General features: G+C 66.5%; 20 protein-coding genes and 1 tRNA gene. 16 read left to right on the top strand and 5 right to left on the bottom strand.

Going from position 1 to position 25,767, the window contains the following annotated elements:
- The 7 genes from trpC to pyk all read left to right on the top strand — a co-directional run bounded on the left by trpC (nucleotide 1) and on the right by pyk (nucleotide 12,276).
- Nucleotides 1-816: an indole-3-glycerol phosphate synthase TrpC gene (trpC, locus tag AC1MED_RS08125; protein ID WP_479786362.1), complete on the top strand. Its 816-nt coding sequence runs from the start codon at nucleotides 1-3 to the stop codon at nucleotides 814-816.
- 90 nt (nucleotides 817-906) lie between these two features.
- A complete protein-coding gene (trpB, locus tag AC1MED_RS08130; RefSeq protein WP_479786364.1) occupies nucleotides 907-2,268 on the top strand; it encodes a tryptophan synthase subunit beta in 1,362 nt (453 codons plus the stop codon).
- A 53-nt stretch (nucleotides 2,269-2,321) separates the two neighbouring features.
- The gene (trpA, locus tag AC1MED_RS08135; RefSeq protein WP_479786611.1) at nucleotides 2,322-3,122 is read left to right on the top strand and encodes a tryptophan synthase subunit alpha; all 801 of its coding nucleotides are present in this window, start codon (nucleotides 2,322-2,324) and stop codon (nucleotides 3,120-3,122) included.
- Between the two features lie 3 nt (nucleotides 3,123-3,125).
- Nucleotides 3,126-4,355 (top strand): prolipoprotein diacylglyceryl transferase, encoded by a 1,230-nt coding sequence (lgt, locus tag AC1MED_RS08140; RefSeq protein ID WP_479786365.1) that lies wholly within the window; start codon nucleotides 3,126-3,128, stop codon nucleotides 4,353-4,355.
- A gap of 272 nt (nucleotides 4,356-4,627) precedes the next feature.
- Entirely contained in the window at nucleotides 4,628-9,244 is a 4,617-nt protein-coding gene (gene gltB, locus AC1MED_RS08145) for a glutamate synthase large subunit (protein ID WP_479786367.1), read from the top strand.
- Nucleotides 9,237-10,694, top strand: coding sequence for a glutamate synthase subunit beta (locus tag AC1MED_RS08150; protein WP_346958946.1), 1,458 nt, complete (start codon nucleotides 9,237-9,239; stop codon nucleotides 10,692-10,694). The genes gltB and AC1MED_RS08150 overlap by 8 nt, the downstream gene beginning before the upstream one ends.
- 85 nt (nucleotides 10,695-10,779) lie before the next feature.
- On the top strand, nucleotides 10,780-12,276 hold the full coding sequence (gene pyk / locus AC1MED_RS08155; protein WP_346958945.1) for a pyruvate kinase: 1,497 nt from the start codon (nucleotides 10,780-10,782) through the stop codon (nucleotides 12,274-12,276).
- A 97-nt stretch (nucleotides 12,277-12,373) separates the two neighbouring features.
- On the opposite strand, the gene AC1MED_RS08160 is transcribed toward pyk, so the two are convergent.
- A complete protein-coding gene (locus AC1MED_RS08160; protein ID WP_056739732.1) occupies nucleotides 12,374-12,979 on the bottom strand; it encodes an ANTAR domain-containing response regulator in 606 nt (201 codons plus the stop codon).
- Nucleotides 12,980-13,186: 207 nt separating this feature from the next.
- Between AC1MED_RS08160 and AC1MED_RS08165 the strand changes: the two genes are divergently transcribed.
- Nucleotides 13,187-13,268: transfer RNA gene (locus tag AC1MED_RS08165), tRNA-Leu, on the top strand.
- Nucleotides 13,269-13,785: 517 nt separating this feature from the next.
- On the opposite strand, the gene AC1MED_RS08170 is transcribed toward AC1MED_RS08165, so the two are convergent.
- Nucleotides 13,786-14,712 carry an alpha/beta hydrolase gene (locus AC1MED_RS08170; protein ID WP_479786373.1) on the bottom strand — a complete coding sequence of 309 codons (927 nt, stop codon included), beginning with the start codon at nucleotides 14,710-14,712 and terminating at the stop codon, nucleotides 13,786-13,788.
- An 85-nt stretch (nucleotides 14,713-14,797) separates the two neighbouring features.
- On the opposite strand from AC1MED_RS08170, the gene AC1MED_RS08175 reads away from it, so the two are divergent.
- Nucleotides 14,798-15,136: an ArsR/SmtB family transcription factor gene (locus tag AC1MED_RS08175; protein ID WP_479786375.1), complete on the top strand. Its 339-nt coding sequence runs from the start codon at nucleotides 14,798-14,800 to the stop codon at nucleotides 15,134-15,136.
- A 609-nt stretch (nucleotides 15,137-15,745) separates the two neighbouring features.
- The gene (locus AC1MED_RS08180; protein ID WP_479786378.1) at nucleotides 15,746-15,958 is read left to right on the top strand and encodes a hypothetical protein; all 213 of its coding nucleotides are present in this window, start codon (nucleotides 15,746-15,748) and stop codon (nucleotides 15,956-15,958) included.
- 1,010 nt (nucleotides 15,959-16,968) lie between these two features.
- On the opposite strand, the gene AC1MED_RS08185 is transcribed toward AC1MED_RS08180, so the two are convergent.
- Nucleotides 16,969-17,259, bottom strand: coding sequence for a hypothetical protein (locus AC1MED_RS08185; protein WP_479786380.1), 291 nt, complete (start codon nucleotides 17,257-17,259; stop codon nucleotides 16,969-16,971).
- Nucleotides 17,260-17,504: 245 nt separating this feature from the next.
- On the bottom strand, nucleotides 17,505-18,410 hold the full coding sequence (locus tag AC1MED_RS08190) for a CPBP family intramembrane glutamic endopeptidase (protein WP_479786382.1): 906 nt from the start codon (nucleotides 18,408-18,410) through the stop codon (nucleotides 17,505-17,507).
- Nucleotides 18,411-18,622: 212 nt separating this feature from the next.
- On the opposite strand from AC1MED_RS08190, the gene AC1MED_RS08195 reads away from it, so the two are divergent.
- The 3 genes from AC1MED_RS08195 (at nucleotide 18,623) to AC1MED_RS08205 (ending at nucleotide 22,165) form a co-directional block, all read left to right on the top strand.
- The gene (locus AC1MED_RS08195; protein ID WP_479786384.1) at nucleotides 18,623-20,086 is read left to right on the top strand and encodes a protein adenylyltransferase SelO; all 1,464 of its coding nucleotides are present in this window, start codon (nucleotides 18,623-18,625) and stop codon (nucleotides 20,084-20,086) included.
- A gap of 52 nt (nucleotides 20,087-20,138) precedes the next feature.
- Nucleotides 20,139-21,104, top strand: coding sequence for an amidohydrolase family protein (locus AC1MED_RS08200; RefSeq protein ID WP_479786386.1), 966 nt, complete (start codon nucleotides 20,139-20,141; stop codon nucleotides 21,102-21,104).
- A gap of 149 nt (nucleotides 21,105-21,253) precedes the next feature.
- Nucleotides 21,254-22,165, top strand: coding sequence for an NmrA family NAD(P)-binding protein (locus AC1MED_RS08205; RefSeq protein WP_479786388.1), 912 nt, complete (start codon nucleotides 21,254-21,256; stop codon nucleotides 22,163-22,165).
- Here AC1MED_RS08205 and AC1MED_RS08210 read toward each other — a convergent pair.
- Nucleotides 22,162-22,458: a hypothetical protein gene (locus tag AC1MED_RS08210; protein WP_479786391.1), complete on the bottom strand. Its 297-nt coding sequence runs from the start codon at nucleotides 22,456-22,458 to the stop codon at nucleotides 22,162-22,164. The genes AC1MED_RS08205 and AC1MED_RS08210 overlap by 4 nt on opposite strands.
- Nucleotides 22,459-22,644: 186 nt before the next feature.
- Between AC1MED_RS08210 and AC1MED_RS08215 the strand changes: the two genes are divergently transcribed.
- The 3 genes from AC1MED_RS08215 (at nucleotide 22,645) to AC1MED_RS08225 (ending at nucleotide 25,752) form a co-directional block, all read left to right on the top strand.
- Nucleotides 22,645-23,391: a lytic transglycosylase domain-containing protein gene (locus tag AC1MED_RS08215; protein ID WP_479786393.1), complete on the top strand. Its 747-nt coding sequence runs from the start codon at nucleotides 22,645-22,647 to the stop codon at nucleotides 23,389-23,391.
- Nucleotides 23,392-23,490: 99 nt separating this feature from the next.
- Nucleotides 23,491-24,150: a dihydrofolate reductase family protein gene (locus AC1MED_RS08220; protein WP_346958277.1), complete on the top strand. Its 660-nt coding sequence runs from the start codon at nucleotides 23,491-23,493 to the stop codon at nucleotides 24,148-24,150.
- Between the two features lie 192 nt (nucleotides 24,151-24,342).
- On the top strand, nucleotides 24,343-25,752 hold the full coding sequence (locus AC1MED_RS08225; protein ID WP_346958349.1) for an MFS transporter: 1,410 nt from the start codon (nucleotides 24,343-24,345) through the stop codon (nucleotides 25,750-25,752).
- The last annotated feature ends 15 nt before the right edge of the window (nucleotides 25,753-25,767 follow it).

Below are 25,767 nucleotides of genomic sequence, written 5' to 3' on the forward strand. Positions count from 1 at the left end.
GTGACTGTTCTCGATGACATCAATGCCGGTGTCAGGGAGGATATGGAGGCACGCCAGCGCCTCGTCACGCTCGCCGAGCTGAAGGAGCGTGCCGCGGCGGCGGCCCCGGCACGCGACGCCTGGGCCGCCCTCGGCGGGCCAACGGACCGGTCGCAGCTCAAGGTGATCGCCGAAATCAAGCGGCGCAGCCCCTCCAAGGGCGACCTGGCGAGCATCGCGGACCCGGCCTCGCTGGCGGTGCAGTACGCCGACGGCGGCGCGGCCGTGATCAGCGTCCTCACCGAACAGCGTCGCTTCAACGGCTCGCTCGCGGACCTGGACACCGTCCGGGCCGCGGTGGACATCCCGCTGCTGCGCAAGGACTTCATGATCGACGAGTACCAGATCTGGGAGGCCCGTGCCCACGGCGCCGACCTGATCCTGCTGATCGTCGCCTCCCTGTCCGACATGCAGCTGCGCGAGTACAGCGCGCTCAGCCACGAGCTGGGCATGAACGTCCTCGTGGAGACCCACACGGCCGGTGAAGTTGAGCGCGCCGACGCCGCGGGGGCCCGGATCATCGGCGTGAACGTCCGTAACCTCAAGACGCTCGACGTCGACCGTTCCGTCTTCGCCGAACTCGCCGCCGGCATCCCGGCCGGGTCACTTGTGGTGGGCGAATCCGGTGTACGCGGCGTCGACGACGTCCGGCACTACGCGGCCAGCGGCGCCGACGCGGTCCTGGTCGGCGAGGCGCTGGTCAGCGATGCGACCCCGCGCGAGCGGATCGCCGAGTTCATGGCCGCCGGAGCCGAAGAAATCGCTGCACGTTCCTGACCGCGCCCGGCCGGATTCCCGGCCGGACTCCGCGGCGCTTCCGTGCGGCACCGAAGATCTAGTTAGCAGTGGAACAGGATGGTGAGACTGATGGTCGATGCGCCAACAGCCGGCTCAGAGGACAGCCCCGTGGATGCGTTCCTGGAAGGCAGCCGGCCGGATGAAGACGGACCGCAGGGCGCACCCTCCCTGCGCCACAACCCGGGACCCTACTTCGGCTCCTACGGCGGCCGCTGGATGCCCGAGTCCCTCATCGCCGCCCTGGACGAGCTCGAGGACACCTTCGAGAAGGCCAAGGCCGATCCCGAGTTCACCGCGCAGATCGCGGAACTGAACAAGAACTACTCCGGACGCCCCTCGCTGCTCACCGAAGCCAAGCGCTTCGCCGAGCACGCCGGGGGAGTGCGGATCTTCCTCAAGCGCGAGGACCTGAACCACACCGGCTCGCACAAGATCAACAATGTGCTGGGCCAGGCGCTGCTCGCCAAGCGGATGGGCAAGACCCGCGTGATCGCCGAGACCGGGGCCGGCCAGCACGGCGTCGCCAGCGCCACCGCCGCGGCCCTGCTGGGCCTGGAGTGCGTGGTCTACATGGGCGCCGAGGACTGCCGCCGGCAGGCCCTCAACGTGGCCCGGATGGAGCTCCTCGGGGCCACCGTCATCCCGGTGACCAACGGCTCCCAGACGCTCAAGGACGCCATCAACGAGGCGCTCCGCGACTGGGTCGCCAACGTGGACAACACCCACTACCTGCTGGGCACCGCCGCCGGAGCGCACCCGTTCCCGGCCATGGTCCGGTACTTCCACGAAGTCATCGGCGAGGAAGCCCGCGCCCAGATCCTGGAACAGACCGGCCGGCTGCCGGACGCCGTCTGCGCCTGCATCGGCGGCGGCTCCAACGCGATCGGCATCTTCCACGGCTTCCTGGATGATCCTTCGGTGAAGATCTACGGCTTCGAAGCCGGCGGTGAGGGCGTCGAAACCGGACGCCACGCGGCGACCATCACGCTGGGCAAGCCCGGCGTGCTGCACGGTGCCCGCTCCTACCTGATGCAGGACGACGACGGCCAGACCATCGAGTCACACTCCATCTCCGCCGGCCTGGACTACCCGGGCGTCGGACCCGAGCACTCCTACCTCGCCGACATCGGCCGGGTCAGCTACGAGCCGATCACGGACAGCGAGGCCATGGAAGCCTTCCGGCTGCTCTGCCGCACCGAGGGCATCATCCCGGCCATCGAGTCCGCGCACGCCCTGGCCGGCGCCATCAAGGTCGGCCAGCGCCTGGCCGCCGACGCCGGAGACACCCCCGGCGGCGCCTCAGACAAGATCGTGCTCGTAAACCTGTCCGGCCGCGGCGACAAGGACGTGGCCACCGCCGCGGAATGGTTCGACCTGCTCGACAAGGATTCACCCGAGCACGAGATCGCCCAGGAGGGGGAGCAGCTGTGAGCCACGCCGACAACAGCACCGAAGGCCAGAGCGACGGCCGCGCGGACGGCAACGTGCAGCCCGCCAGCAAGTCCGCGGCGGCCATTGACCGGGCCAGGGCCCAGGGCCGGGCCGCCCTGATCGGATACCTGCCCGCCGGCTACCCGAGCGTTGAGGACACCATCGCCGCCGGCATCGCGCTGGCCGAAAACGGCGCCGACCTGATCGAGATCGGCATCCCGTATTCGGACCCGGTGATGGACGGCCAGGTCATCCAGGCCGCCACCACCGAGGCCCTCGCCAAAGGCTTCCACGTCAGCGAGGTCTTCGACGTCGTCCGCGGCATCACGAGCAAAACCGAGGCTGCCGTCCTGGTCATGACCTACTGGAACCCCGTGGTCCGGATGGGCGTGGACGAGTTCTCCCGCCGCCTGGCCGACGCCGGGGGAGCCGGGCTCATCACGCCGGACCTGATTCCGGACGAGGCCGGGGAATGGATGGCCGCCTCGGACAAGTACGGCCTGGACCGGGTGTTCCTGGTGGCACCGTCGTCCTCACCGGAACGGATGAAGCGCACCGTCGACGCGAGCCGCGGGTTTGTGTACGCCGTCTCCATCATGGGCGTCACCGGCGCCCGCACCTCCGTCAGCTCCGCGGCCAAGGACGTCGTCGCCGCAGCCCGCGCCGCGGGCGCTGACCGCGTCTGCGTCGGCCTCGGCGTCTCCAACGCCGGCCACGTCCGCGAAATCGCCGCCTACGCCGACGGCGTCATCGTCGGCACGGCCCTCGTCGCGGCGATCGGTGAGGGCGGCGTCGATGCTGTAGCGTCCTTGACGAAAGAGCTCAGCACCGGCCTCACCAGGGAAGAAGCGTAAGCAATGCAGTCAATCCTCCACGCGGCAGCGATGGTTCCCGCGAGCATTCCGAGCCCGGACTGGTCCGGCTTCGATATCCCGCTGCCCTGGGGGACCCTGCGGATCCACGCCTACGCGCTGTGCATCCTGGCCGGCATTATCGCCGGCCTCTGGCTTACGTCCGTGCGCTGGGCACGCCGCGGCGCGCCTGAGGGCAGCGTCTGGGACATCGCCATCTGGGCCATCCCGTTCGGCATCATCGGCGGCCGGCTCTACCATGTGGTGTCCTCCCCGGACGCCTACTTCGGCCCCGGCTTCGACGGCACCGGGGACCTGTCCCTGATCCCGCAGATCCAGCGCGGCGGCCTCGGGATCTGGGGGGCCGTGGTGCTCGGCGCCGTCGGCGCCTGGATCGGCTGCCGCCGCGCCGGCGTCAAGCTCAGCGCCTTCATGGACGCCGCCGCCCCCGGCCTGCTGCTCGCCCAGGCGATCGGCCGCTGGGGCAACTACTTCAACCAGGAACTCTTCGGCGGCCCCACCACCCTGCCGTGGGGCCTGCAGGTCGACGCCGACAACCCCAACTTCCCGGCCGGCATGCCGGCTGACACACTGTTCCACCCCACGTTCCTCTACGAATCGCTATGGAACCTCGTGGGAGTGGTGGTGCTGCTCGCCCTGGACCGTCGGTTCTCCTTCCGCCGCGCCCGGTTGTTCTGGCTCTACGCCATCTACTACACGCTGGGCCGCGTCTGGATCGAAGCCATGCGGATCGACGACGCCGAGCAGATCACCCTCTTCGGCATCACCACCAGGCTCAACGTCTGGACCAGCATCTTCGTGCTCATCGCTGCGCTGGCGGTCTTCATCGTCCTGGGCCTGCGCAAGCGCGAGGTCCCTGACACCCCCTACCTGCCGGGTCGCGAACCGGAGGCCGCCGTGACGGGGGAGGCTGCCGACGCAACAACCTCCGACGCAGCCGCCAAGGACGACGCTGAGGCGGACGACGCCGACGCGGTGCCGGCCACGGTGCCGGCCACCACCGCGACTATCCGCCATTCGGACACTGCTGTCTCAGATACTGAATCGCGTGATAATGTCCCGGGTAACCAGAGCGGTCCGGACCGGGCTTCGGCCCCAGCCGAGGCGCGCGGCGAATCCACCGGCGGTACCAAACCCGCCAGCGGAGAAGCTGCCCCTGGTCCAACCGGCGGCAGTGCCGCCGGAACCGCGCCGGAAGCTGACAGCACCAAGTAGCTCAGCACCGGCAATCGGGCTGCAGGGCGAACGCCCGCCGGGGCCCGAGTCCACAGCGTCGTGGCGAGATGGTTTGCATGGGACGGCAGGCAGCAGACAGCTGCACGCTATGCAAGCCCGGGCCGGCGGCCCGCGTAACTGTTCGTACAGCAAGCGGCGCTGGCCTACAATTCGAGTAGGAAAAACACGTTGTTGTGCCCGTCACACCGGCGCACCGATACGGGCCAATGTTGTCCCTCCCATACGCACGATCAGGAGGAAGGACGTCTCCCATGACCCAAACCCTGCACAGCCCCAGCTGGTCCGGTCCGGACCAGCCCGCCACGGCTATCTCACCGTTCAAGCGTTTCGCGGCACTGCCCGACGCCGCCGGACTGTACAACCCGGAGCAGGAGAAGGACGCCTGCGGCCTGGCCATCATCGCCACCCTGCGCGGCGAACCCGGCTACGACATTGTTGACGCCGCACTGACCGCCCTGCGCAACCTCGAGCACCGCGGTGCCGTCGGCGCCGATGAGGGAACCGGCGACGGCGCCGGCCTCCTCATGCAGGTCCCGGACGAGTTCTTCCGCGCGGTCACCGACTTCGAACTGCCCGCCGCCGGCCAGTACGTGGTGGGTACCGCGTTCCTGCCGGCCGAACAGCGCGAATCCGACGCCGCCAAGGCCGGCATCGAAGGCCTCGCAGCCGACGAGGGGCTCACCGTCCTGGGCTGGCGTGAGGTCCCGATTGTGGCCGACCTGGTCGGCGCCATGGCCAGGGCCTGCATGCCGTACTTCGCGCAGCCGTTCTTCGCCTCCAGCACCGGGGAGACCCTTTCCCGGAACGAACTCGACTCCCGGGCCTGGCGGATCCGCAAGCGCGCCCAGAACAAGTTCGGCGTGTACTTCCCCTCGCTGTCCTCCCGGACCATCGTCTACAAGGGCATGTTGACCACGGCGCAGCTCGAACCGTTCTACCCGGACCTCTCGGACAAGCGTTTCAAGACCAAGCTCGCGATCGTCCACTCGCGCTTCTCCACCAATACCTTCCCGTCCTGGCCGCTGGCCCAGCCATTCCGCACCATCGCGCACAACGGCGAGATCAACACGGTCAAGGGCAACCGGAACTGGATGCGTGCCCGCCAGTCGCAGCTGGCCAACCCGCTGCTGGGGGACAGTCCCGAAGAGCTCTACCCGATCTGCACCCCGGGCGCCTCGGACTCGGCCTCCTTCGATGAGGTTGCGGAACTGCTCTGGCTCTCCGGCCGGCCCATCACGCACTCGATCATGATGATGATCCCCGAGGCCTGGGAAAACCACGCCACGATGGACCCCGCCCGGCGCGCGTTCTACGAGTACCACTCGCTGCTGATGGAGCCGTGGGACGGCCCCGCCGCCGTGTCCTTCACCGACGGCAACCTCGTCGGCGCCACCCTGGACCGCAACGGGCTGCGCCCGGGCCGGTACTGGATCACCGAGGACGGCCTGGTCGTCTTCGCCTCCGAGGTGGGCGTGATCGACGTCGAACCCTCCAAGGTGGTCAAGAAGGGCCGCGTCTCGCCCGGCAAAATGTTCCTCGTCGACACCGAGGCGGGCCGGATCATCGACGACGCCGAGGTCAAGGCCGAGGTCGCCGCGGCGAACCCCTGGGCCGAGTGGGTCAAGGACAACCTGATCGACCTGGCGGACCTGCCCGAACGCGAGCACGTGGTGCACACCGCAGCCTCGGTCAACATCCGCCAGCGCACCTTCGGCTACACCACCGAGGAACTGAAGATCCTGCTCGGCCCGATGGCCCGCACCGGCGCCGAACCCCTCGGCGCGATGGGCTCGGACACCCCGGTGGCCGTGCTCTCCAAGCGGCCCCGGCTGCTTTTCGACTACTTCGTGCAGTCCTTCGCACAGGTCACCAACCCGCCGCTGGACGCCATCCGTGAGGAACTGGTCACCTCCCTGACCTGCGCGATCGGCCCCAACGGCAACCTGCTGGACACCAAGCAGGTCCGCCAGCCGCAGGTCTCGCTGCCGTTCCCGGTGATCAACAACGACCAGCTGGCCAAGATCGCCAACATTGAAAACGCCGACGGCGACCGGGTCGCCATGAAGGTGCGCGGCCTGTACCGTCCCGACGGCGGCGAAAACGCGCTGCGCGCCCGGCTGACCGAAATCTGCGAGCAGGTCTCCGGCGCCATCAACCGCGGCGTCCAGTACGTGGTGCTCTCGGACCGCGACTCGAACGCCCAGTGGGCTCCGATCCCGTCGCTGCTGCTGGTCAGCGCCGTGCACCACCACCTGCTGCGCAGCGCCAACCGCACCAAGACCGCGCTGGTGGTTGAGGCCGGCGACGTCCGAGAGACGCACCACGTCGCCGTGCTGATCGGCTACGGCGCGTCCGCGGTCAACCCGTACCTGGCGATGGAATCCGTGGAGCAGCTGATCTCCTCCGGCGACGTCACCGGCGTCACCGCGCAGGACGGCGTCTACAACCTGATCAAGGGCCTCGGCAAGGGCGTCCTGAAGATCATGTCCAAGATGGGCATCTCCACGGTCGCCTCCTACACCGGCGCCCAGACCTTCGAGGCGCTGGGCCTGGGCCAGGAGCTAGTGGACGAATACTTCGCCGGCACGCACTCCCAGCTGGGCGGCGTGGGCCTGGACGTCATTGCCGCCGAGGTCGCGGCGCGGCACCGGATGGCCTACCCGGAGAGCGGCATCGAACTGCCGCACCAGCCGCTGCTGGGCGGCGGCGAGTACCAGTGGCGCCGCGACGGCGAACCGCACCTGTTCAACCCGGAAACGGTGTTCCGGCTGCAGCACGCCACGCGTGAACGCCGCTACGACATCTTCAAGGCCTACACCCGGGGCGTGGACGACCAGTCGCAGAACCTGATGACCCTGCGCGGGCTGCTGAAGTTCAAGGGCGGACTGCGCCCGGCGGTCCCGCTTGAGGAAGTGGAGCCCGTCTCCAGCATCGTCAAGCGTTTCTCCACCGGCGCGATGAGCTACGGCTCCATCTCGCAGGAGGCCCACGAGACCCTCGCGATCGCCATGAACCGGCTGGGCGGCAAGTCCAACACCGGTGAAGGCGGCGAGGACGTGGACCGGTTGCTGGACCCGACCCGGCGCTCGGCGGTCAAGCAGATCGCCTCGGGCCGCTTCGGTGTCACCAGCCTGTACCTGACCAACGCGGACGACATCCAGATCAAGATGGCGCAGGGCGCGAAGCCCGGCGAGGGCGGCCAGTTGATGGCCCAGAAGGTCTACCCCTGGGTGGCCCGGACCCGGCACTCTACGCCCGGCGTCGGACTCATCTCCCCGCCCCCGCACCACGACATCTACTCGATCGAGGACCTCGCGCAGCTGATTTATGACGCCAAGCGCGCCAACCCCTCGGCGCGGGTGCACGTCAAACTGGTTTCCGAGGTCGGCATCGGCACGGTCGCCGCCGGCGTCACCAAGGCCAAGGCCGACGTCGTACTGGTCTCCGGGCACGACGGCGGCACCGGCGCTTCGCCGCTGAATTCGCTCAAGCACGCCGGCGTGCCCTGGGAACTCGGCCTCGCCGAAACCCAGCAGACGCTGATGCTCAACGGCCTGCGCGACCGCGTGGTCGTGCAGGTGGACGGCCAGCTGAAGACCGGCCGCGACGTGGTGATCGCCGCGCTGCTCGGCGGCGAGGAGTTCGGTTTCGCCACCGCCCCGCTGGTGGTCTCAGGCTGCATCATGATGCGCGTCTGCCACCTGGACACCTGCCCGGTGGGCGTCGCGACGCAGAACCCGGAGCTGCGTTCACGCTTCAACGGCAAGCCCGAATTCGTGGTCAACTTCTTCGAATTCCTGGCCGAGGAAGTCCGTGAGATCCTCGCCGAGCTCGGCTTCCGGAGCCTGGAAGAGGCGATCGGCCACGCCGAAATGCTCGACACCCGCGAGGCCATCAGCCACTGGAAGGCCGAAGGGCTGGACCTGGACCCCATCCTGCACGGACTGGAGTTCGACGACGACGCACCGCTGCGCAACCTCACCGGCCAGAACCACGAGCTGGACAAGCACTTCGACCAGCGGCTGATCGCCATGGCCGCGGAAGCCTTGAGCGACCGCACCCCGGTGAAGATCGCCGTCGACGTGATCAACACGGACCGGTCCGTGGGCACCATGCTCGGCCACGTGGTCACCAAGACCTTCAGCACCGACGTGCTGGCCACGGACACCATCGACATCACGCTGACCGGCACCGCCGGCCAGTCCCTCGGCGCGTTCCTGCCGGCCGGCATCACGCTGCGGATGTTCGGCGACTCCAACGACTACGTCGGCAAGGGACTCTCCGGCGGCCGCATCATCGTCCGCCCGGACCGCACCAACGTCTTCGCCGCGGAGCGGAACGTGATCGCGGGCAACGTGATCGGCTACGGCGCCACCAGCGGCGAGCTGTTCCTGCGCGGCCAGGTGGGGGAGCGCTTTATGGTGCGCAACTCCGGCGCCACCGCGGTGGTCGAAGGCATCGGCGACCACGGCTGCGAGTACATGACCGGAGGCCAGGCGGTGATCATTGGGCGCACCGGCCGCAACTTCGGCGCCGGCATGTCCGGCGGCACCGCCTACGTCCTGGACCTGCAGACCGAACGGGTCAACAAGCAGGCCCTCGACGCCGGCGAGCTGCAGCTGCGCGAACTGGACGCCGAGGACCGCGAAATTGTCCACGGGCTGCTGGTCAAGCATCTCGAGGAAACCGAGTCGCTGCACGCGGCCCGGTTGCTCGAGAACTTCGACGACACTGCCGCCCGCATTACCAAGGTGCTGCCGCGCGACTACGCGGCGGTGCTGCAAACCCGTCTTGACGCCATCGAAGAGGGCCTGGACCCCGACGGCGAAGAAGTTTGGTCTCGAATCCTGGAGGTGACCGGTGGCTGATCCACGCGGATTTCTGAAAGTACGCCAGCGTGAAACGCAGCCGCGCCGTCCCGTTCCGGTCCGCATCATGGACTGGAAAGAGGTCTACGAAGCCCAGGAAAAGGGTGTCCTGAAAAGCCAGGCCGGCCGGTGCATGGACTGCGGCGTCCCGTTCTGCCACCAGGGCTGCCCGCTGGGCAACCTCATCCCGGAGTGGAACGACCTCGTCTGGCGGGACAAGGGCGAGGAAGCGATGGAACGGCTGCACGCCACCAACAACTTCCCCGAGTTCACCGGCCGGCTCTGCCCGGCGCCCTGCGAGGCGTCCTGCGTGCTGGGGATCAACCAGCCTGCCGTGACCATCAAGCAGGTTGAGGTCTCCATCGTGGACCAGGCCTTCGACAACGGCTGGGTCACCCCGCTGCCGCCGGCGCGCCTCTCCGGCAAGACGGTCGCCGTCGTCGGCTCCGGCCCCGCCGGGCTCGCCGTCGCGCAGCAGCTGACCCGGGTGGGCCACACCGTCGCCGTGTACGAGCGCGACGACAAGATCGGGGGCCTGCTGCGGTACGGCATCCCCGACTTCAAGATGGAAAAAGAGCATGTGGACCGCCGCCTGGACCAGATGAAGGCCGAGGGCACGCGCTTCCGGACCGGCGTCGCCGTCGGCACCGACGTGACCTGGGAGCAGCTGCGCCGGCGCTACGACGCCGTCGTGGTCGCCACCGGCGCCACCGTCCCGCGGGACCTGCCGATCCCGGGCCGCGAGCTCGAAGGTGTGCACTTTGCGATGGACTACCTCGTCCCGGCCAACCGCGTGGTGGCCGGCGAGACGGTGGAAAACCAGATCAACGCCGCCGGCAAGCACGTGGTCATCCTCGGCGGCGGCGACACCGGCGCCGACTGCCTCGGCACCGCGCACCGGCACCAGGCCGCGTCCGTGACCACCTTGGCGATCGGCAAGCAGCCGTCCGCGGAGCGGGCCGCGCACCAGCCCTGGCCGACGTTCCCCACCCTGTTCGAGGTGGCCAGCGCCCACGAGGAAGGCGGTGAGCGCACCTACCTGGCGTCCACCGTCGAATTCGTCGGCGAGAACGGCAAGCTGACCGGCGTCAAGGTCGCCGAGACCGAATTCGTCGACGGCAAGCGGCTGCCCAAGGCCGGCACCGAACGGATCATCCCGGCGGACCTGGTCTTCCTGTCGCTGGGCTTCACCGGCGCCGAACCGGCCGGAATCACCGACCAGGTGCACGCCGAATTCGACGGCCGCGGCAATGTGGCCCGGGACGGCTACTACATGACCAACACCGAAGGCGTCTTCGTCGCCGGCGACGCCGGTCGCGGCCAGTCCCTGATCGTCTGGGCGATCGCCGAAGGCCGCGCCTGCGCCGCCGCGGTGGACAAGTTCCTGATGGGCAGCACCGTTCTCCCGGCGCCGGTAGCGCCGACCGACCGCGCGATCGCCGTCCTGTAGTCCGGCCCGGCCCCTTGCGGGCCGGACACCGGCCGTTCATCCCCGCGAGAACTTAAAACAACCAAGAGACAACTAGGGTAGGTATATGAGACGCGCTAAAATTGTGGCCACCTTCGGACCGGCGATCGCGAGCTTCGAGAACACGCTCGCCGTGCTGGAAGCCGGGGTCGACGTGGCCCGCATGAACATGAGCCACGGAGACTACTCCGTGCACGACAACACCTACGACAACGTCCGCAAGGCCGCCGGGCAGCTCGGCAAGGCCGTCGCCATAATGGCCGACCTGCAGGGTCCGAAGATCCGCCTCGGCCGTTTCGTCGACGGACCGCACCTGCTCGCCGTCGGTGACACCTTCACGATCACCACCGAGGACGTGCCGGGCACCAAGGACATCTGCTCCACAACGCTCAAGAGCCTCACCGAGGACGTCAACCCCGGCGATTCGCTGCTGATCGACGACGGCAAGGTTGCCCTGCGCGCCATCGAGGTCGACGACGTCAAGGTCGTCGCCCAGGTGGTCGTCGGCGGCTACGTGTCCAACAACAAGGGCATCAACCTGCCCGGCGTCGCCGTCAACGTCCCCGCCCTGAGCGAAAAGGACGAGGACGACCTGCGCTGGGCCATGCGCCGCGGCGTGGACATGGTGGCGCTCTCCTTCGTCCGTGACGCCTCGGACATCAAGCGCGTCCACGAAATCATGGACGAAGAGGGCCGCCGCGTGCCGGTCATCGCCAAGATCGAGAAGCCGCAGGCTGTGGAGCAGCTCCCCGAAATCATCGACGCCTTCGACGCCATCATGGTGGCCCGCGGCGACCTCGGTGTGGAGCTTCCGCTCGAGGAAGTGCCGATCGTGCAGAAGCGCGCCGTCGAGCTGGCCCGCCGCTGGGCCAAGCCCGTCATCGTGGCCACGCAGGTGCTCGAATCCATGATCGACAACCCGCGCCCGACCCGCGCCGAGGCCTCCGACTGCGCCAACGCCGTGCTCGACGGCGCGGACGCCGTGATGCTCTCCGGCGAGACCAGCGTGGGCAAGTTCCCGATCGAAACCGTCAAGACCATGGCCCGGATCATCGAATCCACCGAGGTCCACGGCTTGGAGCGCGTCCCCCCGCTGGGCACCAAGCCCAAGACCCGCGGCGGCGCCATCACCCGGGCCGCCGTCGAAATCGCCGACCAGCTGGAAGCGAAGTACATCTGTACCTTCACCCAGTCCGGCGACTCGGCACGCCGCCTCTCGCGGCTGCGCCCGATCCGCCCGGTTTTCGCTTTCACCCCGGTGGAGCACGTCTGGAACCAGCTGGCGCTGACCTGGGGCATCCAGCCGGTACTGGTCCCGATGGTGGGCCACACCGATGAGATGACCGCCCAGGTGGACCGCAACCTGCTGGAGATGGACCTCGTCGAGGACGGCGACATGGTGGTCATTGCGGCCGGTTCGCCTCCCGGAAAGGCCGGGTCCACCAACATGCTGAAGGTCCACAAGGTGGGCGACCTGGCCGACGCCGGCAGCCACGGCGAGGCCGTCACCAAGGACAAGCTCGGCCCCTGGCCGGAAAAGAAGAAGAAGAACACCAAGGTCTAGTTCTTCAGGCAATACAAAGGGAGGGTCCCCGCCGCTGGTATTCAGCGGCGGGGACCCTCCCTTTGTTTTTCTGTGTGCTGGCCGGGTTGGCGGCGCGCTAGTTGACCTGGTTGATGATGGTCTCGGCAACCTCGCGCATGCTCAGGCGGCGGTCCATCGAGGTCTTCTGGATCCAGCGGAAGGCTTCCGGCTCCGTGAGGCCCATCTTGGTGGTCAGCAGGCTTTTGGCGCGCTCCACGAGCTTGCGGGTGGCGAACTGCTCCTGCAGGTCGCTGACTTCGCTTTCGAGGGCCTTGATCTCCTCGTGCCGGGACAGGGCGATCTCCAGGGCGGGGATCAGGTCCGCGGGGGTGAACGGCTTGACCACGTAGGCCATGGCGCCGGCGTCGCGGGCGCGCTCGACGAGTTCCTTCTGGCTGAACGCGGTCAGCAGCACCACCGGGGCGATGCGGGCCTTGACGATCTTTTCGGCGGCGGAGATGCCGTCCATGACGGGCATCTTGACGTCCATCAGGACGAGGTCCGGCTTCAGCTCTTCCGCGAGCTGCACGGCCTTCTCGCCGTTGTCCGCTTCGCCGACGACGTCGTAGCCTTCGCCGCGCAGGATCTCGATGATGTCCAGGCGGATGAGGGTCTCATCCTCGGCGACCACGACACGGCGCGCCGGCTGGGAGGTGGGGGTTGACTCCGTCTGTTCTGACACGGGTACTCCTTGGAAAGGTACGGCGGGAACTGAACCATCTGAGGCAAGTCCGCTGGTGTACTGGGGGCCGGTTGGGATCGATGCGGCGTCACTGGCGCGATTCTGGAATTCAGCCTATCTGCATGTAGAGTAATTTCGCGCACCGGAAGCGATCGCGTTGCTCACAGCACCATGGAGCAGGCGAATATGACAACCGGTGTACTCCGCGCCCGAGTGGCGGAATTGGCAGACGCGCCGCACTCAAAATGCGGTATCGAAAGGTGTGTGGGTTCGAGTCCCACCTCGGGCACAGTGTTTCCTGTTCAGGGTCTTGGAGGCCTCTGAGCCTGGACAATTTTCTCTGATGGGCCCCTTCGGGGGCCTTTTTGTTGCCTGGCCGTTACTGTGGCCGGCGGCTCCTTCTCGTGGTTTCGGGCAGCGGTGGCGCTGCTTACTCGTTCATGACCGGGTACGCCTGGAACCGCATGACTGGCGCTGTCCGGGGGAGCGTCGACGCCTTTGCTGGGATTCCATGACTGTTCATGGTGACGTTGCCAAATAAGTGAATGGCTTGGTGGGGTTTGTTGGCGGTCAGGCGCTAACCTTTTCTTGAGCCCCGGCGCGTGCCCGGTCGGCACGCTGGAAGGCCGGTAGTTGGTCGATCTTGGTGGCGTGGACATCGTGTTGCTTTTCATTCCTGCATGGGCAGGTGGGACCCGTCGTCGCTCACGACGTCGAACACGTCAGCCCGACCCTATATTGGATCGGGCTGACGATCTGGGGTTGCTCATCTTGCGGGGCGCCTTAACGGCGCCCCGATGATGTCCCTACCGGGCGGGCAGCGCCTCGAGCAGGAACCGGGCCGCGTCGTCGAGGGCCTTGCCCCCCTCGGGGAGTCGGTCCTGGTGCATGTGCCAGACGTGGAACATCTCGGGCCAGACGTCCAGGCGCACTCGCACGCGGTTCTCGGCCAGGTGCCCGGCGAGCCGGACTGCGTCGCTGAGCATGAGTTCATTCTCCCCGATTGTGACTAGGATCGGGGGCAGTCCGCGGACGTCGGCGAAGACCGGGGATGCGTCCGGGTCATTCGGCAGTGCCCCGCCTAGGAAGCTGCGTGCCAGCAGGTCCAGGACGGCCTTGCTGTTGAGCGGGTCGAGGCCTTCCCGGTTGGTCATCGACGCGCCTGTGTGTTCCAGGTTCGCCCAGGGTGACAGGGCAACCCCGGCTGCCGGCAGCCGCAGCCCCAGGTTCCGGGCCTTGATCATCACCGTGACTGTCATGGCGCCGCCGGCCGAATCACCTGCGACCATCAGACGCTCCGGATCCTGACCCTGCTCCAGCAGCCAACGGTACGCGTCGACGGTGTCGTTGATCGGCGTGGGGAAGGGGTGTTCAGGAGCGAGCCGGTAGTGCGGCAGGAACACCCGGGCCTTTAGGCGCTGGGCGAAGTTTCCGGCGAGGCCGTGGTAGCCCGCGGGGCTGCCGACTATGTAAGCGCCTCCGTGGATGTAGAAAAGGGCCCGGTTGTCCTCCACCGTCTCGGGCGTCACCACGATTCCCGGGATCCCGCCCATGTCCACCTCTTCGATGGTGACCCCTTCCGGGGTGGGATGGGCGGCCAGCATCTCGTCGTATGCGGTGCGCAGTTCATCGAGGGTCGTGTCCGACGGTTCTCCGCGGAGCAAGGGGGGAAGGGCGGCCAGGCTGGAGCTCCAGTCCTGAACAGCGGTGGAAACTTCTGTGGTGATAGGCATGTTCGTTCCTTTCGAGGGGGTGGTTTAAGTTCTAGCACGTTCATCGGTAAATTGCGATATAACGATTTTGAGGTAGCCTTATGGAGTGCCTACACATGAGAACCCCGGAACCCAGCTCCAGCAGGATGAGCTGCTTGCAGCACTGCGCGCGCTCTCCAACCCACACCGCCTGGCGATCCTGCAGTGGCTCCGCGACCCCGTGAAGAATTTCGAAGAACAGAAAGTCGACGCCACACGCTACGGGGTGTGCGTCTCAAGCATCAGGAAGCGTTGCGAGGTCTCCCAGTCCACCGCCTCGCAGTTCATGGCTACCCTCGCAGACGCGGACCTCGTGCAGACCACCCGCATTGGACAGTGGACGTACTTCGCCCGCAACGAGGCGGCCATCGACCGGTTCCGGTCCTCCGTGGCCACGTCCCTCTAAGCCTTCCCAACCTCCTGTCGCGGGAAAAGTGAGTGAAGGCAACAAGCTTGCCCGGCATCCCAGCCCAGGAATCCGGCATCGCGTCAGCGCAACTGAACTCCGCCCAGCAGATCGGCGTCGCCCTTGGCGTTGCAGTGCTCACCACAATCTCCGTAAGCATCACCGAATACAGGCTCCCCGACGCACTGACAGCGCTGTACACCTCACGCGCCTCTAGAGACGCTGCAGCACGCAACAGCCAGCGCTGCACTCACGAGTGGCTACACGACGGCGCTTTTCATCGCGGCCATCCTTCTCGCGGCATCGGCACTTATCACCGCGCTGATCATCAACGCCGGCCGCCAAAAGGAAACCACCCAAGCGGCCACTCCCGAGGCAAGCCCCCAAAGCAAACAGCCAGCTACGCAAACCTCCACCGGCGGGATGCGCAAGGAATAGGGCACGGCGGGATCGGTCTCACAAACGATCGATTACTGAGACCGTCGGGTGGTTTTCAGGGCGGGTCAGGACTGTCGAGGTAATGAGACGCGGCAAATTGTCCTCGCGGGAACGTTGCGGGTCTCCTTTCGCCGACGTAGCCTCGGCCAGGTGAACGGCGAAGGAAAGCCCATGTCGGCGTCGAACGGCCGAGCGAAGAGAAGCAGGGGCGCGGCTTTCCTGCCGATTGGGATCGTTTTCGTTGCGGTTGCGATCGCAATGATGTTTCTGGGAACCACGGCCTGGATGGCGTTCTTCACGATGGGCATCACGTTGCTCATCCTCGGGATGCAGAAGCCCGCAGACGACGATGAGCGTCCACCCAGCGAGTCTTCACGGGGCTGACCGCGACCGCATCATCGCGCTGAGTACTTTCGTGTCCCTGTTTCTGGGGAAGGGACGGGGTCAGGCGGCCCGTGAACGCCGCCTCGGACCGCAGGCTCCCGGCACATAAGAAAGCCCCTCGACGGAGGGGCTTTCACGGATGAAGCAGTGGGTTGGTGGTGTTGGTCAGCGGTGATGTGCGCCCCCTTCCCGGACTTCGTGTCCGTCTGACTGCATTCGATACCGAAAGACTTTAATCGCTGATCCGCGGATCGTCCAGCCGCACTGCGGCGTGTCATCCCGGACACGGGATCGCCGCCCAGCTTCGGTGCCCCCCGGGCAGGAACCCTGCGCACCGGTGGTTCCGCAGCGGCCAGTGCCTGCCGGACCGTTCTCCGGGAGACCCGGTGCTCCCGTGCGAGGCAGCGGATCGAGGAGCCCTTGACCCTGGCATCCCGGCGGATCCTCGCGAATAGCTCCACTCTCGACTCCATCACTGCCTTACACCGTTGGGAAAAGCTCCGATGGAATCTACCGTGGGGTGGGCGCAACTGAAGCTGCGATTCATCAACCGGCGGGGCGCGAAGTGGGCCCAACTCAGACTGCAAAACCGATCCCCAATCAAACTGCCCTAGTCACCGCCGTCTGAGCAGCCCGGCTGGTGCCGAACCGAGAAAAGAAAAGGTGTGCACAATGTGCACACCCGCGGCTTCGGATCGGGTCGTATATCGGCCGGACCGGGCCGGATTACGGAGGTTTTCGGGGGAGTGGCGGATATTCAGGGGCCGGAACCCGGTTCGAGTCCCACCTCGGGCACAGTGTTTCCCTGTTCAGGGGCTTGTGGGCCTCTGGGAGTGGACAAATTGTTCACTGATGGGCCCCTGCGGGGGCCTTTTTAGTTGGTGGCCGCAAGTGTGGGCCGGGTCCCGCTTGCGTACTGTGTCTATCAGATTTCGGTGCCGGTGCGTAGCGCTCGGGGCAGTTCCGAATGGACCACTTGCCGTGGGGCTTCCAGTCAATTATTGATGCCTCTAGCCATTCATGGGTCCCACGGCATGAACGCTTTCAGACCCCGGACCGGTGAGCCTAACGGTGCACCGGACAACAAGCCGGTCCGGGGCGTTTTCGACGTCAACCAGCGTTTCTCCGGCTTGTACGACCGCATAGGTTTCTTCGCCGGCCTCCACCTTGAATCCCCGCCTGTCGGCGTCTTGGATTGCGTTTTCCAGGGCCTCTCGGCGGAGCTCATCCAGGTATCCGGGTTCATCTGCGCGGGCGGCGTCGCCAAAGGCCCATCCGAAAAGCGTCCCGGGTTTCTCCATGAAGCTGAGTTTACGCACAAAGGCGGAACGTTTTAACTGGCAGCGGGACCCCCGGTGGAGTGGCGTCGTTCTGTTCGAGCATGCGGCCGACAAGAGCAGCAGCAAGAGACTCGATCCGCCGCGGAGCCGGCCTGCGATCACCGGACTGATCCGCCGCGACTCGAGCATCTCGTAGAGAAGGGTTCCCTCTCCGGCACGGAGTCCGGCTGAGCGAACGGCAGCGAGGAGGGCGCTTAAGGCCGCCGTCACCGATCTTTTCCTAGAGCCGGCGTAGTTGCCGGCGGGTCCTTCCGCTGTAGCCGGCGGTGGCCCAGCCACACTGCAGCGACCATGAGGCCCAGGACGTCGGCGAATCCCAGGGTCGCCTCCCACGGCAGCTCGATGTCACCGCCGCTGAGGTTGTTAAAGAATGAACCCAGCGGCGTGAGCAACGGCCACAGCACAAGGACGTTGCGCACCAAAGCGAACGCGACCGCGTAGAGCACCCCAAGCCCAAACAGAAAGACCATTCCATCACCGCCCATCCCGTAACCGACGTGGTAAACCGCGTACAGGCCAGCCGCGATTGCTATGCCGGGAGCTTGACCGAAACTCGCGCTCAGGCGCATCTGGACGAAGCCACGGAAAAACACGGTCTCGAAAGCACCTACCGTCAAAGACATAACAAGCAACGGAACCCAGCCAACAGGTGCAGGCAGCCGGTAGCCGAGCAGCGTGATGGCAAACTGGATAAGGGAAAGGATGAGTCCAAGGACTGTCGCCTGCTTCCAGTTGCCCAGTCCCAGGCCCAGATCGGACAGCGGACGCCCCCGCCTAACCGTGTAGAAAACCGGCCCTGCGACCCCCAGGACCAAGCCCGCACCAAAGCAGAGGAAAAGGCCGAGAACGTTGGCGGTCGTGAAGACGGTGAAGGCTACGCGGAACAGCGCCACGACGGCAATGTAAAGTGCTGCCACCACCGCCAGATCCAATCTGTCAACGCGCCCGCGCCGCCAGCCCACCGGACCGGTCAGAGCAGCCAAAAGAAGCGCCGAGGCGGGGACCGCTATTCCAAACACCGTCAGGTCACGGAAGGCCAACGACAACATTGCCGCCACGAGCCAGGAAAGCCACGTCCACGCGCGCCAGCCTTCAAGTCCCAGGATCCTCATCGGGTCCACCCTTTCGCCCTGAAGACAGCGTGGACCTCATGGGTCCTTGCTGATAGAGCATTTGGGCCGGGATACGTATACCGTCACCGCGCAGCCGATGATTCGGATGTCGCACAAATGCAGGTCCCCGGCGGATGCTCCATGTAGGCCGGTTTGCTGCGGGACGATACGTGAGCCGTCACGGTTCATCGTGTGACGGCTATTCTGGATGCATGGATGCCATGTCCCTGTCAGCCGTCACGTTGAGCGGCCACTTCGCCCGGGACTTTCCGGAGATGGCCATTGCTTGGCGGGCAGAGGACATCGCTGACCCTCAATTGCTGGTGCTCAACGACCGGCTGGCAACCGAATTGGGCTTGGACGTTGACTTCTTACGAAGTGCCGAAGGGGTGGGCCTGCTGACCGGGCATCGGCTCCCCGTTGATGCCACTCCGGTCGCGCAGGCTTACGCGGGCCACCAGTTTGGCTGGTACGCCCCCCGGCTCGGCGACGGGCGCGCCCTCTTGCTCGGCGAGATCACGCACGCCGACGGCACGCCGCGGGACGTGCACCTCAAGGGTTCCGGACGTACACCGTTCGCCCGCGGGGGAGACGGGCTGGCCGTCGTCGGGCCGATGCTGCGCGAATATCTCGTCAGTGAAGCCATGCACGCGTTAGGCGTTGCCACCACACGGTCCCTCGCCGTGGTGGCAACGGGGCGTCCCGTGCAGCGCGACACTGTGTTGCCGGGAGCCGTGCTCACCCGCGTCGCCATGAGTCATATGCGCGTGGGCAGTTTCCAGTACGCCGCGGCCACGGGGGACGCCGGTCTCGTTCGCCGCCTCGCCGACTATGCGATCTCCCTGCACTATCCGGCGGCGGCGCAAGCCGAAAACCCCTACCTCGCCCTCTTCCAAGCGGTGGTTGCTGCGCAGGCGTCGCTGGTGGCCCGCTGGATGCTGGTGGGATTCGTCCACGGGGTGATGAACACCGACAACATGACGATCTCAGGCGAGACCATCGATTACGGCCCGTGTGCTTTCATCGACGCGTTCGACCCCGCCGCCGTCTACAGTTCGATCGACGAAACAGGGCGCTACGCCTATCGGAATCAGCCAGTGGTGGCGGAATGGAACCTCGCCCGTCTCGCCGAGTCGCTGCTGCCCCTGCTGCATGAGGACCAGGAGGCAGCCATCCAGCTTGCGGTGGAATCACTGGACGATTTCCGCCATCAGTACAGTGCTGCCTGGGCGGCGGGCATGAATAGGAAGCTTGGATTCCGTCCGGGGCTCGGGGATGAGGTGACGTCGCCCCTCGTCGAGGAGCTGTTGACCCTCCTGCAGCAGGGACGCGTGGACTACACCTCGTTCTTCCGCAGCCTCGGCAATGCGGCCCGTGGCCGCCCTGAGCCAGCCCGGCAGCTCATTCCGGATGGGACGGCGTTTGATGACTGGGCTGCTCGCTGGCGTGCCTTGAACCCGTACGCCGACATGATGGACCGGGTTAATCCGGCGTACATTCCCCGCAACCATTTGGTGGAGGAAGCCTTGGCCGCTGCCACCGGTGGCGACCTGGGGCCGCTGTTCCGGCTTCTGGATGCGGTCACCGACCCGTATAACGAACGCCCCGGGCTCGAGCGATACGCACTTGGCGCGCCGGATGACTTCGGCGCGTACCGCACGTTCTGCGGAACCTGAGCAGTTGCCCCGCTCAACCAGACTGAAATGAACCTGTTGGCAGGTGATTCGGATGGGCCCGCCGTACCGTATCGACACGCACCAGCACATCGTTCCGCCGGGGTATGCGCGGTGGATGCGTGACAAGGGGATAGACCCCGGTGGGATTGGTCTGCCGTCGTGGTCCGAGCGCTCCGCGTTGAAGTTCATGGACAGGCACGACGTGCAGACCGGCATCCTCTCCCTGTCCACGCCCGGTGTCTACTTCGGGGATGCGATGGAAGCTCGGTTGAAAGCGCGGGAGGTTAACGAGTTCTGTGCGGAGGTGGTGGCCGCCCGGCCGGATCGGTTCGGGTTCTTTGCGACGCTCACACTGCCGGACGTGGAAGGCGCCCTTGCGGAGGCCCGGTATGCCCTGGACACCCTTTTGGCGGACGGGGTCGTGTTGCTGGCCAACAATGACGGCCGCTACCTGGGAGATCCGGGTTTTGAACCTCTGCTGGAGTTCCTGCACCGCCGCCGGGCCGTGGTCTTCATCCACCCCGGTGACCTCCCGGCGCCTGCCGTGCCCGGCGTACCCTCCTTTGCCGCAGATTTCTTGCTCGACACTACCCGCACCGCTATCAGCCTTGTCCTGTCCGGTGCGATGGAGAAGTTCTCCGGGATCAAATTCGTCCTGGCGCACGCGGGCGGATTCGTGCCCTTCATCGCCTACAGGATCCTGCTGACGATGCTCCTCGACAAGGACCACGCCCTCAGCGCACTGGCGGCCCTGGGAGATAAGAAGCTGTCCATCTTGCGACGCTTTTACTACGACGTCGCCCTGTCTGCCAGCCCGGCGGCGTTGCCCAGCCTGCTCGAGGTAGCTGACCCGGGCCGTATCACGTACGGCACTGACTTCCCGTTCGCTCCCTCCGCGGCCATCGATTTCCTGACCATGCAGTATGAGAAGTATCCGCTGGATCCCGTACTGCGCGCGGCGATTGACCGCGGCAACGCCGAGGCGCTGTTTCCTCGTCTCCGCTTTGACCGGAATTAGGCGGTTGTTTGGCTGAAGCCGGAGAATGGTCGGACCGTCTCGGAGTGGGAGCGTCGCTGCTCGAGACCGCCGCTGGAGCGGGCAACCCAGCACGAAGCCCACCGATCCTCCCGCCGATACTTCGAATCCCCGACCGAGAAGAGCACACTATGACCAGCACCGTCCTCGTCGCCGGAGCCACCGGTGACCTCGGCCGCCGCATCGTTCGCGAACTCCTCCGCCACGACACCCTCGTCCGGGTGCTGACCCGCCCGGGCAGCGGGAGGGCCCACGGCATCTTCGGCGATGAGGACCGTGTGAAGATCCACGAGGCCGCCTACACGGACCGGGCCGGCCTGGTCTCAGCGTTGTCGGGCGTCGATACCGTGATCTCGGCCGTCAGCGGCGCGCGCCCTGTGATCGTTGACGCGCAACGGGCGCTCCTCGCCGCCGCCGTCGACGCCGGTGTAGCACGGTTCATCCCGTCGGATTACTCTGCGGATTACCGTCGGATCACTCCCGGCAGCAATCGCAACTTCGAGCTCCGTCGCGAGTTCGCCGCGGAACTTGATGCCGCCTCCATTCGTGTGACTTCCGTGCTGAACGGGGCGTTCGCCGACATGCTCACCGGACAGGCGCCCATGATCCTGTTCACGCGCCACCGGGTCATGTTCTGGTCCTCACCAGACCAGATTCTCGACTTCACCACCAAGGACGACGTCGCGCGCGTCGTCGCGCTTGTCGCCCTCGACGAGGACGCGCCCCGAGTCGTCGAAATCGCCGGTGACCGCGTCACTGCGCGGACTATCGCCCGGGCGATGACCGAACTCACCGGAACACCTTTTGCCTTGCAATGGGCCGGTACCACCGGCATTCTGTCGGCGATGAGCCGGATCGGCCGTCGCTTGTCGAAAGACACGGACAAAGCATTCCCCGCTTGGCAGGGTATGCAGTACTTCGTCAGCATGTTCAGTGGCGAGGCCGAACTTCATCACGTCGACAACGACCGCTACGGCCCGCACGAATGGACCTCGGTCCGCGATGTCCTGGAAACGCACGTGAAGGAGTCCACGGGGGCTTAGGCTCCCTTCCCCGGGGTGCAGTAGTTGTGCACTTCGTGAAAGATCGGCTTCGGAGGCCCCGCGAAGCCGGCTTTCACGCTGAGGGGCATGATCTTTTCTTGCGCGAAGGCATCGAACTGCTCCCGGCTCTTCCAGACATCCGTAACTTGCAGACCCCTGTCCGTCATCGTGGCCCAGTGGGAAATAGATCCGTCGGGGCCCGGTCCGCCCGGCGTAAGCCCCATCAGCATGTTGATCTCGTCGTACTGCTCGATTGTCGTTCCGTCGACCTCCAAAATGACTGCAACCGCCATGACATGCTCCCGGGTGTGCAGGCCGGGGACTCGGGCAACCCTGCGCTCCCGCCGGTCCTCGCCCTCGCCGAACGGGTATGGCCCGGCCGACCCCGTGACGCGCACGCCGGCGCGGATCCGGCTGGCCCGGACGAAGCTTGATCGTCTTCGTCCGCCGGTGTCTCCACCGGATGGTTTGATTAGTCGGTGCTCCGTCTTAAACGCCTTGTGGTTTTCAGCCTGTTCGCGCTCTGCGTCATCACCGCATTCTCCTTCTGGGTAATCCGGCAGCCCGGCGCGGACGCCCGCGTGGCCCTGTCTGCTCCTCCCCGGGCGGGCGCGAAACTCGAAGCCGCAGGCATCACCACGGCCGTAAACGTCACCCGCAACCCGGACGCACAGTGGCTCGCCCGGGCCGCGGCGCAGACCGGGATACCTGCCCGTGCGCTCCGGGCCTACGTTTCGGCTGCCGCCACGACCAGCGCTTCCATCCCGGACTGCGGGATCAGCTGGAATACGGTGGCGGCCATCGGCTTCGTCGAATCGGCGCACGGGACGTACGGCGGCGGCAGCCTCGACGCAGCGGGGCACTCGAGCGGGCCGATCGTGGGCCCAAGCCTTAACGGCGCCGGTTTCGCCGCGATCCCGGACACCGACGGCGGAACCCTGGACGGCGACGCACACTGGGACCACGCCGTCGGGCCCATGCAGTTCATTCCCTCCACCTGGCGGCTGGTAGCTCGGGACGGAAACCGGGACGGAACAGCGGACCCCTTCAATATCGATGACGCTGCCCTCAGCGCGGCGGATTATCTCTGCGGCCACGGCCGGGATCTCACCACCTCGCAGGGGTGGACCGACGCTATCTACGCCTACAACCAGTCCGATCCCTACATTCGCCGGGTGCGCACCCAAGCCACTGCCTACGCCGCCAAGGCGGCCGCCGCCGGGTGAACCTGCGCCTGGCGGCAGGCATTTTCTGGCCCGGTGTCTTGAGCTCCTGGGACGCTCACCCTAGAGTAAGTCCGACCCACGAGCACCCCAGGAGCTGACATGTCCCTCGTCCGCGTGCACAACTTCTCCATCTCCCTTGACGGCTACGGTACCGGCGAGGGCCAGCGGCTCGACGCGCCGTTCGGCCACGCGGGCACCAGGCTGATGGAGTGGGCGTTCGAAACGCGCACCTTCCGCGCGATGGGCCTTCACGGGGAAACGGAAGGTTCCTTCGGCGTCGATGAGGCCTTCGCCGGGACCTGGGGGCCGGGAGTCGGAGTGGAGATCATGGGACGCAACAAGTTCGGTCCGCAGCGCGGTCCCTGGCAGGACGAGGAATGGAAGGGCTGGTGGGGGGAGAACCCTGTCTTCCACACGCCCGTCGTTGTCCTGACCCACCACCCCCGGCCGGTACTCGAGATGGAAGGCGGGACAACCTTCCATTTCGTCGATGCCAGCCCGGCGGATGCGCTCAAGCAGGCCCGCGAGCTGGCCGGCGACCTGGACGTCCGGATCGGCGGGGGAGTGAGCACCGTGCGGCAGTTCCTTGAGGCCGACCTGATCGATCACATGCACCTTGTCCTCGTGCCCATTGTCCTGGGCCGGGGCGAGCGGCTCTGGGACGGTCTCGAAGAGCTGGAACAACGCTTCGACATCGAAGCGACCCCTTCTCCCTCCGGAATTACCCACCTGGTCTTCACCCGCCGCACGGCCCGGTAGACGGAGCCGACGGCGGCGCCCGCCGGTTTGGCATCCCGGGACTAATTCCGCACCAGGCGCGGTTGTACCCTCGGAACCGGACCGGTTTCAGGTGCTGCGCGCCGCGGACGACGACGGGAACGAGATTAAGTGACGAATTCAGCCGAGGGAGTCGGCTTCCGCTCGAAACGGGGACCAATCCTCATTGCCCTGATGCTTTCGACGGGGCTGGTGGCGATCGATTCGACCATCGTCGCGACCGCCGTGCCGTCGATCGTGCAGGACATCGGCGGGTTCGCATCCTTTCCGTGGCTCTTCTCCGCCTACCTGCTCGCGCAGGCCGTGTCCGTGCCCGTCTACGCCAAGCTCTCCGACGTCGTCGGCCGTAAACCGATCATCCTGATCGGCATCGGGTTGTTCCTTCTAGGTTCGATCCTCTGCGGAGTGGCATGGAGCATGCCGGCCCTCATCGCGTTCCGGGTGTTGCAGGGCCTGGGTGCCGGTGCAGTCCAGCCCGTGGCGATCACGATCGCCGGCGATATCTATACGCTGACCGAGCGCGCGAAGGTGCAAGGCTACCTCGCGAGCGTGTGGGCGGTGTCCTCCGTGGTTGGCCCGACTCTCGGCGGCGTGTTTTCGGCCCTGGGCTTCTGGCGCGGGATCTTCTTCGTGAACATCCCGCTGTGCCTCCTGGCGGGGTGGATGCTGCTCCGGACGTTCCACGAGAATGTCGAGCGCACCAAGCACCGGGTCGATTACCTGGGGGCGGGCCTGCTGACTGTCGCGCTGACCCTGATTATTCTTGGGGCCCTCGAGGGCGGCCAGGCATGGGGCTGGACCTCCGCCATCAGCATTGCGGTGTTCGTCAGCGGAGCGCTCCTGTTCGCCGCGTTCATCCTGGTCGAGCGGAGGGCTGCCGAGCCGGTCCTGCCGCCGTGGGTGGTCTCCCGGCGGCTGCTGGCGACGACGGCGTTGATCTCCTTCGGCGTGGGCGCGGTCATGCTGGGCCTCACCTCGTACGTTCCCACGTTCCTTGAAGGAGCCCTCTCAACCTCGCCGATCCTGGCCGGGCTCGCACTGGCAGCATTGACGATCGGCTGGCCGATCAGCGCCTCCCAATCGGGCCGGTTCTATCTCCGGCTGGGGTTCCGGAAGACGGCGCTGATCGGCATCACGATCACGGTCATCGGTACGGCAGTGCTTGCCCTCACCGCCGCCACACCCAACGTCCTCCTGGTCGCGGCGAGTTGCTTCATCGTGGGGCTCGGACTCGGGCTGGTGGCCACCCCCAGCCTCATCGCCGCCCAGTCCAGCGTCGACTGGAATGAGCGCGGAGTAGTCACCGGCACCAATCTTTTCGCCCGGTCGATCGGCAGTTCCATCGGTGTGGCGGTGTTCGGCGCCGTCGCCAACGCGATCTACGCAGGCGCTCCGGGCGGCCACACAGATCCGCACACCGTCGTCTCGGCGTCCGGGGCTGTTTTCCTGGCCGTGCTGGCCGGGGCCATCCTCACCGTCGTCGCCGTGATCGCGATGCCCGCCACGGACACCAAGAGCACCGCACCGGCGACCACCGGGCCTGCGGCGGCCGCCGAAGCCAGTAAGGCATCTGCACAGGATTAGGCACTTCTGGTTGGC

Source organism: Arthrobacter sp. BI5 (genome assembly GCF_056680065.1).